Genomic DNA, 17,618 nt, shown 5'->3' with positions numbered 1-17,618 from the left:
TAGAATTACAGCGCTCATGCAGCAACTCAAGCAGCAGACCGCATACACGACGCAACGATCTTGCCCAGCGTAATCACCGCTTTTTCAACGTGCTCGTTCCAGGGGTAACTGTAATTGAGCCGGATAAAGTTCCGGTAGCTCGGCGTCGTCGAAAACATATAGCCGGGACCGACCGTAATACGGTTAGCCAGCGCGAGCTGATAAAGCTGCATCGAATCGACCTCGGCCGGCAGCTCGACCCACAGCACATAGCCGCCCATCGGCTCCGACATCTTGGTGCCTTCCGGAAAGAAGCGCTTGACCATCGCCTTCATCAGATTTGCCTGCTGAGCGTAGGCTTTGCGCAGCTTGCGCAGATGATGGTCGTAGCCGTCGTTCTTCAGATACTCGGCAATTGCGAGCTGCGGAATGGACGGCGTCGTCAGCGTATTGAGGAACTTGAGCTTTTCGACCTGCTCACGATAGCGCCCGGTGATGGCCCAGCCGATCCGGTACATCGCCGAAAGGCTCTTCGAAAACGACGCGCAATGCAGCACGAGACCTTTCTCGTCGTACGACTTGAGCGCAGTCGGATGCGAATTCCCGTAATACAGTTCGTGATACACGTCGTTTTCGATCGCCGGCACGTCGTAGCGCGCCAGCAGTTCGACGAGCTCGCGCTTCTTGTCGTCGGGCATCTGGAAGCCGAGCGGATTCTGGAAATTCGGCATCACCATGCACGCGCCGATCTTCTGCGATTTCAGAATGTCCGCGAGCGCGCCGAGGTCGATGCCTTCGCGCGGATGCGTCGCGACCTCGATGGCGCGCATGCCCATGCGTTCGATCGCGTGCAGCATCGCGTAAAAGGTCGGCGATTCGACGGCAATCACGTCGCCGGGTTTTGCGACCGCCTGCAGGCACAGATTGATCGCCTCGGTCGCGCCGACGGTAATCACGATTTCGTTCGGGTCGATCGTCAGCCCGTTCTCCAGATAGCGCTTGGCGATCTGGCCGATCAGCGGCCGGGCGCCCGGCGGCAGTTCTTCGGAGCCGTGCCACAAGCCCGGGCGACGCGCGATCGCATTCGCGTACTGGTTGATCCGTTGATACGGAAACGCGGACGGGTCCGGATACGGCGAACCGAGCGGCACCGCTTCGTCGCTGCGAATCGAGCGCAGCGTCGACAGCACGAGCCGGCTCACGTCGACTGACGCGGAAATCGCCAAAGGCTTCGACGGTGCGAGCTCGGCCGCCACAGCCGGCCCCTGCGGCCGCACGATGTAACCGGATTGCGGACGGCTTTCGATCACGCCGCGGCTTTCGAGCAACGCATAGGCGCGCAGCACAGTCGTGATGCTCAAACGATGATGCTGGCTCGTGCGGCGCACCGAAGGAATCTTCTCGCCGGGCCGATATACGCCCTGCGTGACGAGTGCCTCGATGTCGTCGGCAAGCTTCTCATACAGTTTCAACGCCCTTTCTCCCCGTCGCGGACGCGCCCCGCTCGCCACGCTCGATGCGTGGCTCGGGGCAACGAGCCGCATTTTGCCATCGCTCGCACATAGGCCTCCGCGAGCACTGTGCACCTTTCGCGTGCAACGAAGACTCGACTGTACTCCTCCTTCATCGCGCGTTGTGTGTCTGCCCGTCGCACTTGCGCAGCCCTACCATGCAACGCATAGACCGCATTACGTCGAACGCCGCGTGAACACAAGGCACAAATCGACGCAGCAGCGGTTGCAGTCGAATGCATCGTGGAGTCAACGTCGTGGAAGAAGTCAAAGAACTGAAGCAGCAAGGACGCATCGAGCCTTATAAACATGCGGCAGCGGGATGGGGCGCACTGAAGTATGTCGCGCTGAATCTGCTCAAGGAAAAGGTATCGGGCACCAACTACCGCACCCTGTTCCGCCAGAACCAGCCCGATGGATTCGATTGCCCGGGCTGCGCATGGCCGGACCGCGAGAAAGCATCGACGTTCGAGTTCTGTGAAAACGGCGTAAAGGCGGTGGCCGCGGAAGCGACAGGCAAGCGCGTGACGCCTGCGTTTTTCGAGGCGCATACGGTCGCCGAACTGATGGCGCAGAGCGACTACGAGCTCGAGCAGCACGGCCGCCTCACGGACCCGATGGTCTACGACTCGGCCACCGACAAATACAAACCGATCGGCTGGGACGACGCGTATCAACTGATCGCGCGCCACCTGAATCAGCTCGACAGCCCGCATCAGGCTGCGTTCTACACGTCGGGCCGCGCCAGCAACGAAGCCGCGTTTCTCTATCAGCTGTTCGTGCGCATGTACGGCACGAACAACTTCCCCGATTGCTCGAACATGTGCCACGAAGCGACGAGCCGCGGCTTGCCGGGCACGGTCGGCGTAGGCAAAGGCACCGTCCTGCTCGACGACTTCGAGCACGCGGACACGATTCTTGTGTTCGGCCAGAACCCGGCGACGAATCACCCGCGCATGCTCGGCGAACTGCGCGAGTGCGCAAAGCGCGGCGCGACGATCGTGTCGATCAACCCGCTGCGCGAGCGCGGCCTCGAACGCTTCGCGAGCCCGCAACATCCGATCGAAATGCTGACCGGCGGCAGCACGAAAATCGCCTCGACGTTTATCCGGCCGAAGCTCGGCGGCGATTTTGCGCTGTTGAAAGGCGTGGCGAAACGCCTCGTCGAAATGGACGATGCGGCCCAGGCAGCCGTCGCCGAACGTGTACTCGACGTCGAATTTATCGATGCGCACACAACGAACTTCGCCGCCTTCGCCGACGATCTGCGCGCCGAATCGTGGGATCTGCTCGTCGAGGAAGCGGGTCTGCCGTTCGATGAAATCGAATCGCTGACGCAAATCTACGCGAAGGGCCGCCGCGTGATCTCGTGCTGGGGCATGGGCCTCACGCAGCACAAGAACTCGGTCGCGACGATCCACATGCTGTCGAACGTGATGATGATGCGCGGCAATATCGGCCGCGAAGGCGCCGGCCTGTGCCCGGTGCGCGGTCATTCGAACGTGCAGGGCAACCGCACAGTCGGCATCGAAGACAAGCCGACGCAAGCGTTCCTCGACAAGCTCGGCAAGGCATTCGACTTCGAACCGCCGCGCGAGCACGGCCTCGACGTCGTCGAAACTATCGCGGAAATGCTCGAAGGCAAAGTGAAAGTGCTGATCGGCCTCGGCGGCAATTTCTCGATCGCGACGCCGGACACGCCGCGCACGTTCGACGCGCTGCGCATGTGCGATCTGTCGGTGCATATCACGACGAAACTGAACCGCAGCCATCTCGTGCACGGCAAGGACGCGCTGATTCTGCCGACGCTTGGCCGCACCGAAATCGATGTGCAAGGCGGCTATTCGCAAGGCGTCACCGTCGAAGACTCGATGTCGATGGTGCACGTGTCGTATGGGATGAATATTCCGGCATCGAAGAATCTGCAATCGGAAATCGCGATCGTCGCCGGCATGGCGCACGCCACACTCGGCAGCAAGAAAGTGCCGTGGCTCTGGTACGCACAAGATTACGCGCGGATTCGCGACGCAGTCGAAAAGAGCATCGAGGGCTTCGACGGATACAACGAGCGGATCAAGCATCCGGGTGGCTTCCGCCTGCGTATCGCGTCGAGCGAACGGATCTGGCTTACGCCGTCGGGCAAGGCGCAGTTTATCGTTCACGCGGTCGAGCGCGACACGCCGATCAAGCGCGCGCGCGCACTGCATGGCGAACGCGTGATGACGCTGATGACGACGCGCTCTCACGACCAGTACAACACCACCATTTACGCGCTCGACGACCGCTATCGTGGCGTGTACGGCCAGCGCCGCGTCGTGTTCATGAACGCGGACGACCTGAAAATGCTCGGTTTCGCGGACGGCGAATGGGTCGATATGGAAACCGTCTGGGAAGACGGCATCGAGCGGCGCGCGGATGGCTTCCGGCTCGTCGAATACGATATTCCGCGCGGCTGTATCGGCGCGTATTATCCGGAAACGAATCCGCTCGTGCCGCTGCACAGCGTGGGCGATGTGAGCAATACGCCGACGTCGAAGTCGATTCCGGTGCTGTTGCACCGGCACGCGGCGTAAGCCGGTAACCAGCGTAAGCTGGCGTAACCGGCGGCAACACGATTTATTGGCATGACTGCGCGCAACGCCTCGTTGCGCGCCCAACTATCGACGCGCTGGCTTCGCGCCGGGACTGCTCGCGCGCCGCGGGATCACGCCGCTTGCGCAGGCGTACGCGTAATCTGATCGATCAGGCTTTTCACCGCGGGCGCGCGTTCGAAGCGGCGAAACACCGCGGTCACTTCCGACGCAATAGGCCCGCCGGCAATCTCCTTATAGACCACATTCGGAACGTCGACCGCTTTCGTCAGCACGTTCGGCACGATCGCCACGCCCACACCGAGCGAAACGTCCGTCAGCACCGAAACAAGGCCGCCGGGCGCGCTGACGATTTGCGGACTGAACCGGCCGCGCCGCCCGACCTCGAATGTACCCTCGCGCTGCTCCGGCACGACGAAATGTTCGCCGGCAAAGAGGCGTGAGCGGATCGGCGCATCGGCTTGCGCAAGCGGATGCTCGGCCGGCACCGCCGCGCAGAAACGGTCGCGCAGCAATACATGCGTGCGCAGCGAAGTGGACAGTTCGACCGGCATGCGCACAAATGCGATATCGACGCGCCCGTCTTCGAGCAGCGCCGGCAATTCATCCATCGGAAACTCATGCGTATCGATGAATACGTGCGGACGTGCCTCGCGAAATGCGCGCACCTGCTGCTGCAGCACGCCGCTGAACGCCGCCGAGCCGACGAAACCGAGCTTTACGCGTCCCAGCTCGCCACGCCCTGCCCGCCGTCCAATATTGACCGCACGCTCGAACTGCTCGAGCGCCGCGCGCGCTTCGACGAGAAATGCCTCGCCGGCCTGCGTCAGTGCAACCGAACGCTTCGTGCGTGTGAAAAGCTGCGCGTCGAGCGTGCGCTCGATCTGCTGGATCTGCACCGTCAGCGTGGGCGGCGCGATACCGAGCATCTCGGCGGCCTGGCCGAAATGCAGCTGCTCGGCGACCGCGATGAAATAGCGAAGGTGTCTTAGTTCCATGTCCTGATTGGCACCATTCTATTAGTCTACGGCTAATTATATTTACAAACATCGATAATGCGCGTAACGGCGATGGCTGGTTGAATAACGATCGGGCCGCTACCCGTGCGGCCTGTTCAACCTGAGCGGCGCCGCGCCTCGCGGCCGCACCGCAAAAGGCAAAAAGCAAAAGGCCTCGAATGAGCTCCATTTCCGCTGCGCAGACCCTCTCGCGCAACACCCCACTACTGCTGACCGCTTCATTCGGCTGCGCGATGACCGTGCTCGACACGAACGTAGTCGGCATCGTGCTGCCGACCATCGCGCGCGACCTCAACGCGTCGTTCGCCGACATCGAGTGGGTGATCAGCGCGTACGTGCTGTGCTTCGCGTCGCTGTTGCTGCCGGCCGGCTCGATTGCCGACCGTTTCGGCCGCAAGCGCGTATTTATCATCGGCATCACGCTGTTCGCGCTCTCGTCGCTCGCGTGCGGTATGGCGCCGACCGCGCAGGCGCTCTATGTCGCGCGGGCGCTGCAAGGCGTCGGCGCCGCGTTTCAGCTTGCGCCGGCGCTGGCGATCATCGGCCATGCGTTTCACGGCGAAAACGAACGCGCACGTGCGTGGGCCATCTGGGGCGGCATCATGGGCCTGACGATGGTCGTCTCGCCGCTAATCGGCGGCGTGATCAACGCCTTTCTCGGCTGGCGCTGGGCTTTCAATATCAATGTGCCGATCTGCGCGGCGCTGGCGATCGCGGTGTTGAGGATTGTTGAGGAATCGCGCGACCCGACGCCACGAACACTCGACTTTCCCGGCATCGCGCTCTTCGCGGCCGCCATGTTCGGCGTCACGTGGGCCCTGATTCTCGGGCCCGAGCGCGGCTGGACTCAGGAAGCGGTCGTGCTGCGCGGGCTCGCAGGAGTGGCGCTGTTCACGCTCTTCGCGATTGTCGAGCGCCGCCGCGCGCATCCGATGCTCGATCTCACGCTGTTTCGCGCATGGCCGTTCGTCGGCGCGATTGTCGCGATGTTCGCGTATGCGGCCTGTGCGCAGGTGATGGCGTCGCTGCTGCCGCTCTTTCTGCAGAACGCGCGTGGCGAAAGCGCACTCGACGCGGGCGTCGGCATGTTGCCGTTCGCGCTCGCGATGCTGTTCCTGCCGATGCTCGGCCGCCGGCTCGGCAAATACCTTCCGTCGTATCAGATCCTCACGTTGGGACTATTCGTGGTCGGCATCGGCAATGCGGTGATGAGCATCGCCGCGCACTCGGGAGGCTTCGCGGTGCTGATTGTGGGCATGGCGCTGCTCGGCAGCGGCGGCGGTCTGCTGAACGGCGAAACGCAAAAAGCCATCATGGGCACCGTGCCGCGCGACCGCGCGGGCATGGCGTCCGGCATCAGCACCACCTCGCGTTTCTCCGGCATTCTGCTCGGCTTTTCAGGCCTCGGCGCCGTGCTCGCGGTCAGCGTGCATGACGCGGTACTGCGCAATCTTGCCAACGCAAACGTCCCGGCCGCGCCTGGCTTCGTCGACCGTATCGTCGCGGGCGACTTCGAACGCGCAACACAGCTGTATCCGCAATCAGTCGTGCAAAGTGTCGCGCACCTTGCGCGCACCGGCTACGGCGCCGGGTTCGGCAATGCGTTCCTGGCCGCCGCCGTGTTTGCGCTCGCGGCTGCCGTTATCGTGTTCTGCTCGATGCGACGCGGCGCGCGATAATGTCGTGCGCGCATCCGCGCGCTCACGACGACCATCGCGATGACAAGATATGAAGTACTCGCCAACACAATGGCGGCGCAGATCCGCTCGGGGAGCCTCAAGGTAGGCGCGCGCATGCCTTCGCTGCGCCAGATCATCGCGCAGCACGGCGTGAGCCAGTCGACGGTTTTCCGCGCGTATTACCTGCTCGAGGAGTGGGGACTGATACGCGCGCAGGAGCGCTCCGGCTACTACGTCGCACCGGGCGCGGCGGTCGCGCAAAGCCATGCACAGCGTCCCGTCGCAGCGCCCGCTGAGCCGGCGAAGGTCGACATCAGCAATCTGGTTTTCTCGGTCCTCGAAGCGGCCAAGCACCCGGGCATCGTGCCGCTCGGCTCCGCATTTCCTTCGCCGCTGCTGTTTCCGCTCCAGCGCCTTGCCAGATCGCTTGGCCAGTCGGTACGTTTCGTGAGCCCATGGAGCACCGTCGCCGATCTTCCGCCGGGCAACGAAGCGCTGCGCAGCCAGATCGCGCTGCGCTATCTCGGCATGGGCATCGCGCAGCCCGCTGAAGAACTGGTCGTCACCAATGGCGCGCTCGAGGCACTGAACCTGTGCCTGATGGCCGTCACGCGTCCGGGCGACGTCGTGGCAATCGAATCGCCGGGGTTCTATGCGGCGCTGCAGGCCATCGAACGGCTCGATCTGCGCGCGGTTGAAATTCCCGTCGACCCACGCAGCGGACTCGACCTCGACGCACTCGAACAGGCGCTAAAAAACTATCCGGTTCGCGCGTGCTGGTTCATGACGAATTTTCAGAACCCGACTGGCGTGACCCTCACGGTCGAGAAAAAACGCGCGCTCGTCGACTTGCTCGATCGTCACGACGTCCCACTAATCGAAGACGATGTGTACGGCGAACTGCATTTTCAGGCCGATTATCCGTTGCCGGCGCGCGCATTCGACAAGCGCGGCATGGTCATGCACTGCAGTTCGTTTTCGAAGACGCTCGCGCCGGGCTATCGGATCGGCTGGGTCGCCGCGGGAAAATTCGCGGACAAGGTGCAAAAGCTCAAACTGATGACCACGCTCTCGTCGAGCATTCCGGTACAGACCGGCCTTGCCGACTATCTGCAACACGGCGGCTACGACCGGCATTTGCGCAAGCTGCGTTCGGCCCTGCTCGCGCAGCTTGCCAGCATGGATGCCGCGATCCGGCGCTGGATGCCGCCCGGGGTAAAGTGGACGCGGCCCGATGGCGGCTACTTTATATGGCTCGAATTCCCCGAGCCGATCGACGCGATGGAATTGCATCGGCTTGCCATCGAACACGGTATCAGCGTCGCGCCCGGGCCGATGTTTTCCGTTTCGCACGCATTCGAAAATTGCATACGGCTCAATTTCGGGCACCCGTGGAACGCGAAGATCGATGACGCACTGCGCGTGCTGGGCCAACTCGTGCGACAGGTGCCAGCGGCGCCGACATCCGCGTCCGTGTCCGCACCCGTGAAGCGGCGTTGAAATTCGGCGCTCCGGCGTTTACATCATTCAAGAAGGGGGCAAACCCATGTTCGAAGGAACCATTCCCGCCGCAAATTTGCCGAAGCCGGCTTTCTATGCTGAACTGGAACAACAGGCGCGCGCGCTGTTAGCCGGCGAAACGAATCAGACCGCCAATGCGGCAAATTTCGCCGCGTTGCTTTATCACACGATGCCGCAGCTGAACTGGGCGGGCTTCTACTTTCTCGACGACGGCGAACTGGTCGTCGGTCCGTTTCAAGGCAAACCGGCGTGCGTGCGCATCGCAATCGGGCGCGGCGTGTGCGGCACCGCCGCCGCTACACGGCAGACGCAAGTCGTGCCGGATGTACACGCGTTCGCGGATCACATCGCATGCGATGCGGCATCGCAATCGGAAATCGTAGTTCCCTTAGTCACACGAAACGGTGAACTGCTCGGCGTACTGGATCTGGATAGCCCCATGCTCGAACGTTTTGACGACGAAGACCGGCAGGGACTCGAAGCAGTCGCAAAGATATTCGTCGAATCGATAGACAGGTAACTGGAAGACGAAGGACACCCACTTCTTATTCAGACGTAACGATGGAGCGGGGACAAACGCGGCCCCGCTCTACTTCGCGCATTTTTTATCGCGCTTCATTGCCGGCCGCCCGACTCACCGTCGCACGTGTGCCTGCATCGCCGACCGACGTCGCGCGCGCCCCACCTTGCTGGGCAACCTTCGCTTCAGCCGCGAGAATATCGTCGGGGTAATGCACGTTTTCGCCCGCAGATGGGTCGTAACCCGCACGCACAAGCTGCGCAAGTTCCTCGTTGACTTGCGCGCGTGTCACCGACGATTGCGCGAACGACAAGGCCGGCAAGGCAATCGCAGCGGCTGCCAACGTCAGATAGGTGAGCGTCTTCATGATCTGAATTCCTTGATTGGTCAAAAGGTCTTCGAAAACCGGAATAGAGCGCCTCGTATCAACTACCGAAATAGAGGTTGCAAAAACTCACAGGACCGACACACGGCTTCTGAATGTTGGAGGTATCGTCGGGCGTCATCGCCCGATGGCCGCTTTGGCTCATGCCCGGCACACCAGGGCCTTCGCCGCTGCCCGAGCGTTGTGCGTTGTTATTGTTGGGCACCACCTGTTCCTGACTGGTCGGACCGGCATCCGCGCGCGGGTTGTCCTGCGCGAAGGCGCTAGTGAAAACCGTCGTTGAAGCAAGGACGGCAGCAGACATCGTCAGCATTGCAAGCAACTTCATTTTCAGACTCCTTCAGTGATCATGGGGGGTGGGATAAGCGGCGCCCACATTTGCATGAACATCGCCACCACGATCACTATTCCGGCGTCCGAAAATTATTTACCTGGTGCTGCAGTACGTTGTCTTTTTCGACGCTTTTTGTCTTTTTCGGATGTTCTTTCGTGATAGACCAACAAGCGTTCTCTTGCAATCCGGAAAAAATCACATGCGCCGCACGCGATCGGGAATAAACGCCGTGCGGTGCCGTCGCGGGGTCCGACAAGAAGCCGATAGACACATCAGTTGCGTGCGCAATGATGTATGCAGCGGCAAAAAAAAATCGCGCGGGACGAGTGCGTTTTTGAAACGCACTCGTCGCATGCTCAGACTGTTAAGGAAACTGTCATGTCCATGCAGGCCCCTGTATTGAATCTCCGTCCGCTATCGCGCTGATTCATGTTCGCGCGCATAGGCATCGCGTAATTTCCTACGCGAACCCATGCACGCGAATCAGGCCGCCGCTTACGAACCCCAGACCTGCATTTCGTCGATCGAATAGCCCCACGACGTCGCGCGCTGCGTGCCGTACATACGCACATAGCGGCCGCTGCCCTTCAGGTTCGCGAGCGACACGTGACCCGAGCCGACGCCGCTCGACGTCGAGTAGATCGTCGTCCAGTTCGCGTTGTCATTCGACGTCTGGATCTGATACGTCTTCGCACCTGCATCCCAGTAAATATCGACGGCGCTGACCGTCTTCACTGCGCCGAGATCGACCGTGATCCACTGCGTACCCGCGGCGCTCCCTTCGATCGAATCCCAACGCGAAGTGTTCGCGGTATTGCCGTCGAACGCCTTGGCCGCCGTCAGGGTCGAGTTGTAGCTCGACGAAGCGGTAGCCGGCTTGCCTTGCGACAGCAGCGTCTGGTTCGGCGACGTCGGCGTGCTCGTGCCGCTCCAGTAGTTCGAACCGAGCTTCGCCTTGGTCGTGTCCGAGTTCACGCCGAATTGCGCGAGGTTCCAGCGCTTGCCGCTGCTCACGTCGCCGACGTACAGCTGATAGCCACCTTGCGTCGTCGACGAGAAGAACACGAAGTTCGTGTTGTCGACCGGCGCCGGGTCCGAGTTATTGCCCCTACAGTCGTTGATCGACAGCTGGTTCGGCGTGTCGCTCGGGTTCACCTTCGTGTAGATCTGATCGGCCTTGCCCGACGCGCTGTTCCAGCGCGCGTAGAACACCGTGCCGTCGCCGCGCACCATCGGGTAGTAGGTCTCGAGGCCCGACGGCGTATCGAATGCAACCTTCTGATGCGTCGCAATCGTTTCCTTGTAAATGCCGGAGGCCGCGCCCACGCCCGTCGCGAAGTAGACCGCGCTGTTATCGGGCGACGGGAAAGGCATCGAGCTTTCGATGCCCGGCGCCGTGTTCGTGATGTTGACCACGGACGTGAACTGCGGACCGCCGCTCGTGAACGACACCGTCGCTTCCATCACGTCGCCGTTCTGCTTGAAGAACAGCTTGCTGCCGTCCTTGCTGAATTTCGGGTCTTCGTTACGCGTCTGGCCCGTGCTGTTCGTCATGTTGATCGGCGCGCTGTTCGAGCCGACCTGCCACATGAACACATTCCACGCGTTGCTGGTCTCGCCCATGAACACGATCCATTTGCCGTCCGGGCTGAACACGGCGTTCATCGGATCCTTGATGCCCCACGAGCTCTTTGACACCTGCGTCAAAGTATGCGCCGCAAAATCGTACATGAAGATGTTGCTCGAGCCGTCACCGTAGGCGACGTAACTGTGATACACGAGCTTGCCGGTGAGCGTGGCGGGGAAAGTCGAATTCGATTGCGAAGCTGGGCTGTTGACGCATGCCGCCTGGACCTGGCCTGCGAGGGCCGTGAGAGCAAAACCAGCAGCAGCGAGACGGAGGGAGAGGGATGGCAGTCGCAAAATTTAGGATTCCTATGATTAATGCCCGCTCTAGCCGAAGTGGCGCGGACGCGGTAAATCTGTCCGTCTTCCTTTTTCAAGGACAAAAGCTCCGCCACCTCGGGAGGAAGCCGAGGAAAAAAACGCCAATTCGCTGAGTTGGCGAAGCGGGATGAAAGAAATTCAGGACTGCGTGCTTGAAAAAAATCGCACGTCGAACGTTCGTTTCTTTCGGTTTGGCAGGCTTCGAAAAGCAGCCGCTAGGGCTGCGAAAGAAACCTAATGACAGACAAATGAGCCTGGAGGATACCCGGTGTTATCTTAAAAATAAAGACTCAGGAATGAAAAATGCGCTTGTCTATTCTGAAATTTTGACCGCGCATCGCATCACGTATAGGGTCGGAAGAGAAACACTTACGTAGTACCCCTATTTATTTCTTTTGGGGGACACCGCGCAAAACATCGCATCTTTTGTCGTGAAACTGGCATTCGTCTGCTAGAGTGAAACGTGATTAAAACGCAGGCACATGAGGTGAAAATGCCCATTCACATCCGTGCTTACCTCGCTTCCGTTTCCAACAGGTTATTGCTCCGCGATCGTTCCCCGCTTGATCGCGCGCGCTCTGACAGCGCTGAATGCGTGAGTCTCGACCTCAGTGAACCCCGGCCTCGAACGTCCAGCGAACGGGATCGGTCTGACAAAGTAATCGTCCGACCAATTCCGATGGGGTTCGCAATACCTGGTGGTACAAATCATACGTTTGACCACGGCCCCTTTTCGGAATCCGCTTCAGAGTCGATTGGCCAGAACAATAATGCGGCGGCGTGGATGGGGCTGGGCGTCGCGCTTAGCGCATTCGCGCTGGTGTTCGGTGGGTATGTGGCGATAGCGGGAATGGGGAACCCCGCGATACGCCGCGCCGAAGCACTCATGCCGCGCGTGGTCGGCATGACCTGGCTGCCCGGAGATCTCGCGGCATACCCCGAGATTCCGGCATCGGCAACGCTAGCGGTAGCGCAGCCCGCGTCGGAAGTTACTCCGCTCGCCGACGTACAGCCGCCACCCATAGCGAAGAAGCAGAGTGTCGCGGCCGCGGCGCCGGCACGCGAACGCGCGCGCACGGCGCAATCAGCCGCGCGTCGCGAACCAACCTTGCGCACGGGCGATGCGTGCACGAGCACAAATCAGCGCGGCTGCGTGCGCAAGTACGCGACAAAAGCACCGGCAGTCGATCCGTTCCGCGGCGTGGGGAATGGCCCGCGCCGCGTGCAACGCGACTTCGATCAGCCGATGCAGTGGAACAGCGAAACCACATCGGTCGCACCGCCGCGCTCGCTGAGCATCTACCAGCACCACTGACCGGTCACTCGACCGTGACCGATTTCGCGAGATTGCGGGGCTTGTCGACGTCGGTGCCGCGCAAACAGGCGACGTGATAGGCGAGCAACTGAAACGCTATGACGTGCAGTACCGGCGAAAGCGGACCGTAATACGCAGGCATCCGGATCACGCGCACACCTTGAGAATTCGACAGTTGCGTGTCCGCATCGGCGATCACATAGAGCTGTCCGCCTCGCGCATGCACTTCCTGGATATTCGATTTCAGCTTGTCGAGCAGCACGTCGTTCGGCGCCGTGACGATGACCGGCATCGCCTCGGTCACAAGCGCCAGCGGCCCATGCTTGAGTTCACCGGCCGGATACCCTTCGGCATGGATATACGAAATCTCCTTGAGCTTCAGCGCGCCCTCCAGTGCAACCGGGAAATGCAGCCCGCGCCCGAGAAAAAGCGCATTCTCCTTCCGATGCAACTCCTCCGCCCACGCCATGATCTGCGGTTCGCGCGCAAGTACGCTGCGCAACGCATCGGGTAAGCCCGCGAGTTGACGCAAATAGACGACTGCTTCTTCGTCGCTAATACGCCCGCGGCGCCGGCCGATCGTTAGCGCGAGCAGAAATAGCGCTGCGAGCTGCGTCGTAAACGCCTTCGTCGAAGCCACGCCGATTTCCGGCCCCGCCTGCGTGACGAACGCCCATCGGCTTTGCCGGACCATCGCGCTTGCCGCGACGTTGCAGATGGTCAGCGTCAGCGCTTCACCCATCGACTGCGCGTAACGCAGCGCCGCAAGCGTATCGGCCGTCTCGCCCGATTGAGAAATCGGCACGACCAGTGTGCCGCGCTCCTTCACATGATCGCGATAGCGAAATTCGCTCGATATCTCCGCATGGGCGGTGATGCCCGCGAGACGCTCGAACCAGCCGCGCGCGGTCAACGCGGCATAGTGACTCGTGCCGCAACCGAGCATCAGCACGCGTTCCACGCCCGTCAGCATCTCGAGGGGAGCGGTACCGAACGGTCCGGTATCGAGAGAATGCACATGTCCGGCCGTTCGAGCGACCGCAAGCGGCTGCTCGAAAATCTCCTTCTGCATGTAATGGCGATAGGCGCCGAGTTCGGCGTCGTCCTCCTTCGAGACAACCGAGCGGATTTCGCGAGCGACCTCATGCCCGTCCGGATCGATGACGCGCACATCGCCGTGCACGATATCGGCAATGTCGCCGTCTTCGAGGTAGATAAAGCGCCGCGCGCAATTGGCGAGCGCGAAGGTGTCCGATGCGAGAAACGCACTGTCGTCGCCGAGCCCGACGACAAGCGGCGAACCTTGCCGCGCACCGATTACGCGCCGCGGCTCGTCGCGACAGATTACGGCAATCGCATACGCGCCGCGCAGCACGCGCGTCGTGTTATGCACGGCAGCGAGCAGATCGCCGCAATAGTGGCTGTGAACCAGATGAGCAATGACTTCAGTATCGGTCTGGCTGTTGAATTCATATCCTTGCGCGCGCAACGATTCGCGCAACGCTTCGTAGTTTTCGATGATACCGTTGTGCACGACCGCGATCTGGTCGCGCGAGAAAATCGGATGGGCATTGTCGATCGCCGGCACGCCATGCGTGGCCCAGCGCGTATGCGCGACGCCGGTCGAACCGTCGAGCGCTTCGGCGGTCACGTCCGTCTCGAGCGCTCGCACGCGTGCAAGCGTACGCACGCGCCGTGCCGCGCCTTGCTGAAGCACCGCGACACCGCACGAGTCATAGCCGCGGTATTCGAGTCGCTTCAAACCGTCCAGCAACATCGGCACGATATTGCGCTGGCTTACTCCTGCCACGATTCCACACATATCCACCTCCACTGATACTGTTCTCGATCTAATGTGACTTCTTTAATGGCACTGCTTACCTCCTTTATCGCCACGATATGAACTGTCACTGTGCAGCGCGCACGACGCATCGATCGGCCGGTCCCGCCGCGATCTGCTTCTGCGTGCTGAAACTCGCCTCGCGCAAACCGTCTGGCGACAACGACACGAAATGCACGGAATCGCCGTTCGCGATACCGGTCACGCCTGTGTTGCCCCACGCGAACGGCGCGCGCTGCGTGCCGCGCAACGTGATGTGGTCGCCTTCGACTGCAAGTGTCATCAACCGGCCGTCCTGCGTCGGCACAAAGACCGCGTTGCCCTCCACCGCTACGCTGCTTTCACGCACGAGCGCCGGCAGGCAGTTGAGTTCCGCGGTGCGGCGTCCCTGACTGTCGACGAGAAACGCCACCGCGCGGCCGCTATCGAGCGTTGCAAGCACAACGAACCGGTCGACCGCGGGCACGTAGGCGGCCGCATAGACGTAGTACTGCACACGGAATGGATCAACACTTTCTTCAGTGCGCGTAATTTTCCCGGTGCGCGGATCGAGCACCGCGTATTGCAGCGACGCGATCGTGCTGCCCGGAATGTACTTTTGCCAGACGAGCAGTGCCTGAGTCGGCGAACCCGCAACGACCGGCCACCATTCGCGCACATGCGCGGCGACGTTGATGTGCCGCAAGAAGCGACCACGCCCATCGTAGACATTCGCATAGACGCCGCCGCCCGTGCCTAGATTGTCGACGCCGCCGCCGTTCACCCAGTCGGCCGAATAGAACACGACGAACTGTTCGCCGACCGCGGCAACGTGTCCCGAATGCCCGCCGGACTCGACGTCTTTCGGGTACGGCTTGATCGGCTTCAGGTTTTGCGAGTAAACCCCGTAGCGCTGGCTCACGTTGCGCGGCGCATTCCAGCCGTCCTCGAACGTGATGAAAATCGTGCCCTTCGTGTTCTGCGCAACCGATACGGGCTCCTGCGCTTCCGGGCGCTTGATGAACGTGCGCGCATTCGTCAACCGCGCGTCACCGGGTGCCCATTGCCCGACATAGACATCATGCGGCCAATTGCCGTTGCGATTCGCACCGTGCGGCGGCAGGCCCGAGCTGCTGAAGAACACCCAGGTCTTGCCATTGCCGGCGTCGGCCTGACCGATCCCGTGCATAAAGCTACGCTCGTCGCGCACTCCGGGCGCGGGCACGGCCATCACGGCGCCGACCGGGGCGATAAACGAATTCGATGCGTGCGCAACGGTCGGCTTCACCGTCGCCTTCGCATCGGGTGCCGCGGTTGCAGTCGCAGCGGTATTCGCAACTACAGTCGCGGCCACGGGCGCTTGCGCGCTTCCCGCCGTAGCCGCATGTAACGACATCGTCACAAAGCCGATGCCCGTTAGCGTTTTTAGCGTCACACGCATGACACGCGCGACAAAAATATGCTTTTCGATTGGTCTCACTTGCGCCGCTCCGATAGGTCCGGCGGCATGAGGCCCGCAATGTCCTGCAGCCCATGCCGCATTCTGAGTCGATAAAGTGTGATGCGTGATATGTCGAGTTCTTCTGCTACGTCGTTTGACCGGTTACCGTGCGCGAGCAACGCGGAGAGCAAACAGTTGCGCTCTGCTTCGTCGCGTGCATCGGCAAGCGTCAGGGCGCGTCGCGCCGGCGGTTCCACGAGGCCGAGATCGACCGTGCGGATATAAGCGCCATCCGCCATCACGATCGCGCGCCTGACCCGGTTCGCGAGTTCCCTCACATTGCCCGGCCAATCGTGCAGCAGCATGGCGCGCAAAGCGGATGGCGTAAAGCCGTGAATCCGTGACTTTCGTTCGCCCGCGTACAGACCCAGCAAATGAAACGCGAGCAAATGTATATCGGCGCCTCGTGTGCGCAATGGCGGTACATCGATACGCAGTACGCAAAGCCGGTGGTAGAGATCGAAGCGGAATGACTGGCCGCTGACCGCGGCTTCGAGATCGACGTGAGTAGCCGAAATGATGCGCACATCGAGCGGAATGGACACGTCGCTGCCGAGTCGTTGAATCGTGCCGTCCTGAGCGAAGCGCAGCAGGGTCGCCTGGCATTCGAGCGGCAGGTCGCCGATTTCGTCGAGGAACAGCGTGCCGCCGTTGGCCGCCTCGATATGGCCGATCTTGCGGCGCTCGGCATCGGTGAACGCACCGCGCTCGTGGCCGAACAGTTCGCTTTGCACGAGCGTCGGCGGAATGGCGCAGCAGTTGATCGCAATGAACGGTCCATTCGCGCGGGACGATGCGTCATGTACCGCGCGCGCGGTCAGTTCCTTGCCGCTGCCCGATTCGCCAGCGATAAAAAGCGGCGCCTGCGTATAGGCGACTTTCTGTATTTCACGTTGCATCGCCAGCATCGGTTCGCTGCGCCCGATCATGGCTTGATCGCCCGATAGTGGAGGCGCGTAAGGAACGCCCCGCACGAGCGACGCGAGGCGCAATGCGCGCCGCAATGCAGACTCGACGACATCGAACGCATATGGCAAAAACACGTAATCGAGGCAGTAGCACCCGATCAACTCGCGCGTTGCGGCACGCCGCAACTGGTTCGTTGTGACGGCCGCGATCCAGTGCACCTGCGGCGCGTTGAGGCAGTGCTCGACGATGCTGCCCGGACCAGACTGCGGACCGAACTGCGCGCCCGACTGCTCGTCGCCGAGTTCGAGCAGGCCCACACTCGGCGCCGTCGCGTGCCGCAGCGCGCGCTCGAGTTCGTGCGCACTGCCGACGAGCCCGACCGACCAGCCCGCTTCGCGCAGACGCTCGCACAGGCTCGGGTCATGTGCGGCCGACGCATACACGAGCGACGGCGCATCACGGTTCCTCTTCGGCACGACCTCGTCCTCCTCAAGGATGCGTTGCTTCGCACATCTGCGAAACAACGCGTTCGGTTCGCGTCGAGCTGTCTGCGCGCACAATCATGCTTATGCGCAACGCGGGCAAACG

13 protein-coding genes are annotated in these 17,618 nt (G+C 61.6%); 5 read left to right on the top strand and 8 right to left on the bottom strand.

The window, feature by feature from the left end; all coding sequences use genetic code 11:
* Positions 1 to 26 precede the first annotated feature (26 nt).
* Positions 27 to 1,451, bottom strand: a complete 1,425-nt coding sequence (locus KZJ38_RS26275) for an aminotransferase-like domain-containing protein (protein ID WP_219802793.1) — start codon at positions 1,449 to 1,451, stop codon at positions 27 to 29.
* A 296-nt stretch (positions 1,452 to 1,747) separates the two neighbouring features.
* On the opposite strand from KZJ38_RS26275, the gene KZJ38_RS26270 reads away from it, so the two are divergent.
* The gene (locus tag KZJ38_RS26270) at positions 1,748 to 4,063 is read left to right on the top strand and encodes an FdhF/YdeP family oxidoreductase (RefSeq protein WP_246642019.1); all 2,316 of its coding nucleotides are present in this window, start codon (positions 1,748 to 1,750) and stop codon (positions 4,061 to 4,063) included.
* A 131-nt stretch (positions 4,064 to 4,194) separates the two neighbouring features.
* Here the strand turns inward: KZJ38_RS26270 and KZJ38_RS26265 are convergent, their stop codons facing one another.
* Positions 4,195 to 5,079 carry a LysR family transcriptional regulator gene (locus KZJ38_RS26265; RefSeq protein WP_219802789.1) on the bottom strand — a complete coding sequence of 295 codons (885 nt, stop codon included), beginning with the start codon at positions 5,077 to 5,079 and terminating at the stop codon, positions 4,195 to 4,197.
* Between the two features lie 179 nt (positions 5,080 to 5,258).
* Here KZJ38_RS26265 and KZJ38_RS26260 point away from each other — a divergent pair, with 179 nt between their 5' ends.
* Genes KZJ38_RS26260 through KZJ38_RS26250 form a run of 3 tightly spaced genes read left to right on the top strand, consistent with a single transcriptional unit; the run spans position 5,259 to position 8,820 of the window.
* Positions 5,259 to 6,779 (top strand): MFS transporter, encoded by a 1,521-nt coding sequence (locus KZJ38_RS26260; protein ID WP_219802787.1) that lies wholly within the window; start codon positions 5,259 to 5,261, stop codon positions 6,777 to 6,779.
* Positions 6,780 to 6,818: 39 nt separating this feature from the next.
* Entirely contained in the window at positions 6,819 to 8,279 is a 1,461-nt protein-coding gene (locus tag KZJ38_RS26255) for an aminotransferase-like domain-containing protein (RefSeq protein WP_219802785.1), read from the top strand.
* Between the two features lie 46 nt (positions 8,280 to 8,325).
* Positions 8,326 to 8,820 (top strand): GAF domain-containing protein, encoded by a 495-nt coding sequence (locus tag KZJ38_RS26250; protein WP_219802783.1) that lies wholly within the window; start codon positions 8,326 to 8,328, stop codon positions 8,818 to 8,820.
* 85 nt (positions 8,821 to 8,905) lie between these two features.
* Here KZJ38_RS26250 and KZJ38_RS26245 read toward each other — a convergent pair whose 3' ends face one another.
* From KZJ38_RS26245 to KZJ38_RS26235, 3 genes are all read right to left on the bottom strand, one after another.
* Positions 8,906 to 9,187 (bottom strand): DUF4148 domain-containing protein, encoded by a 282-nt coding sequence (locus tag KZJ38_RS26245; protein ID WP_219802781.1) that lies wholly within the window; start codon positions 9,185 to 9,187, stop codon positions 8,906 to 8,908.
* 58 nt (positions 9,188 to 9,245) lie between these two features.
* A complete protein-coding gene (locus KZJ38_RS26240; RefSeq protein ID WP_219802779.1) occupies positions 9,246 to 9,533 on the bottom strand; it encodes a hypothetical protein in 288 nt (95 codons plus the stop codon).
* Between the two features lie 501 nt (positions 9,534 to 10,034).
* The gene (locus KZJ38_RS26235; RefSeq protein ID WP_219802778.1) at positions 10,035 to 11,462 is read right to left on the bottom strand and encodes a discoidin domain-containing protein; all 1,428 of its coding nucleotides are present in this window, start codon (positions 11,460 to 11,462) and stop codon (positions 10,035 to 10,037) included.
* Positions 11,463 to 12,270: 808 nt separating this feature from the next.
* On the opposite strand from KZJ38_RS26235, the gene KZJ38_RS26230 reads away from it, so the two are divergent.
* Positions 12,271 to 12,801: a hypothetical protein gene (locus KZJ38_RS26230; protein ID WP_219802776.1), complete on the top strand. Its 531-nt coding sequence runs from the start codon at positions 12,271 to 12,273 to the stop codon at positions 12,799 to 12,801.
* Between the two features lie 4 nt (positions 12,802 to 12,805).
* On the opposite strand, the gene glmS is transcribed toward KZJ38_RS26230, so the two are convergent.
* From glmS to KZJ38_RS26215, 3 genes are all read right to left on the bottom strand, one after another.
* Positions 12,806 to 14,623, bottom strand: coding sequence for a glutamine--fructose-6-phosphate transaminase (isomerizing) (glmS, locus tag KZJ38_RS26225; RefSeq protein ID WP_219802774.1), 1,818 nt, complete (start codon positions 14,621 to 14,623; stop codon positions 12,806 to 12,808).
* A gap of 85 nt (positions 14,624 to 14,708) precedes the next feature.
* The gene (locus KZJ38_RS26220) at positions 14,709 to 16,016 is read right to left on the bottom strand and encodes a hypothetical protein (protein ID WP_425518438.1); all 1,308 of its coding nucleotides are present in this window, start codon (positions 16,014 to 16,016) and stop codon (positions 14,709 to 14,711) included.
* A gap of 80 nt (positions 16,017 to 16,096) precedes the next feature.
* On the bottom strand, positions 16,097 to 17,506 hold the full coding sequence (locus tag KZJ38_RS26215) for a sigma-54 dependent transcriptional regulator (protein WP_219802771.1): 1,410 nt from the start codon (positions 17,504 to 17,506) through the stop codon (positions 16,097 to 16,099).
* Between the last annotated feature and the right edge of the window lie 112 nt (positions 17,507 to 17,618).

The sequence above is a fragment of the Paraburkholderia edwinii genome (assembly GCF_019428685.1).
In the GTDB taxonomy this organism is placed as follows: domain Bacteria; phylum Pseudomonadota; class Gammaproteobacteria; order Burkholderiales; family Burkholderiaceae; genus Paraburkholderia; species Paraburkholderia edwinii.
Note: the sequence above shows the minus strand (reverse complement) of the source record. Positions and strands in the feature narration are given on the sequence as shown.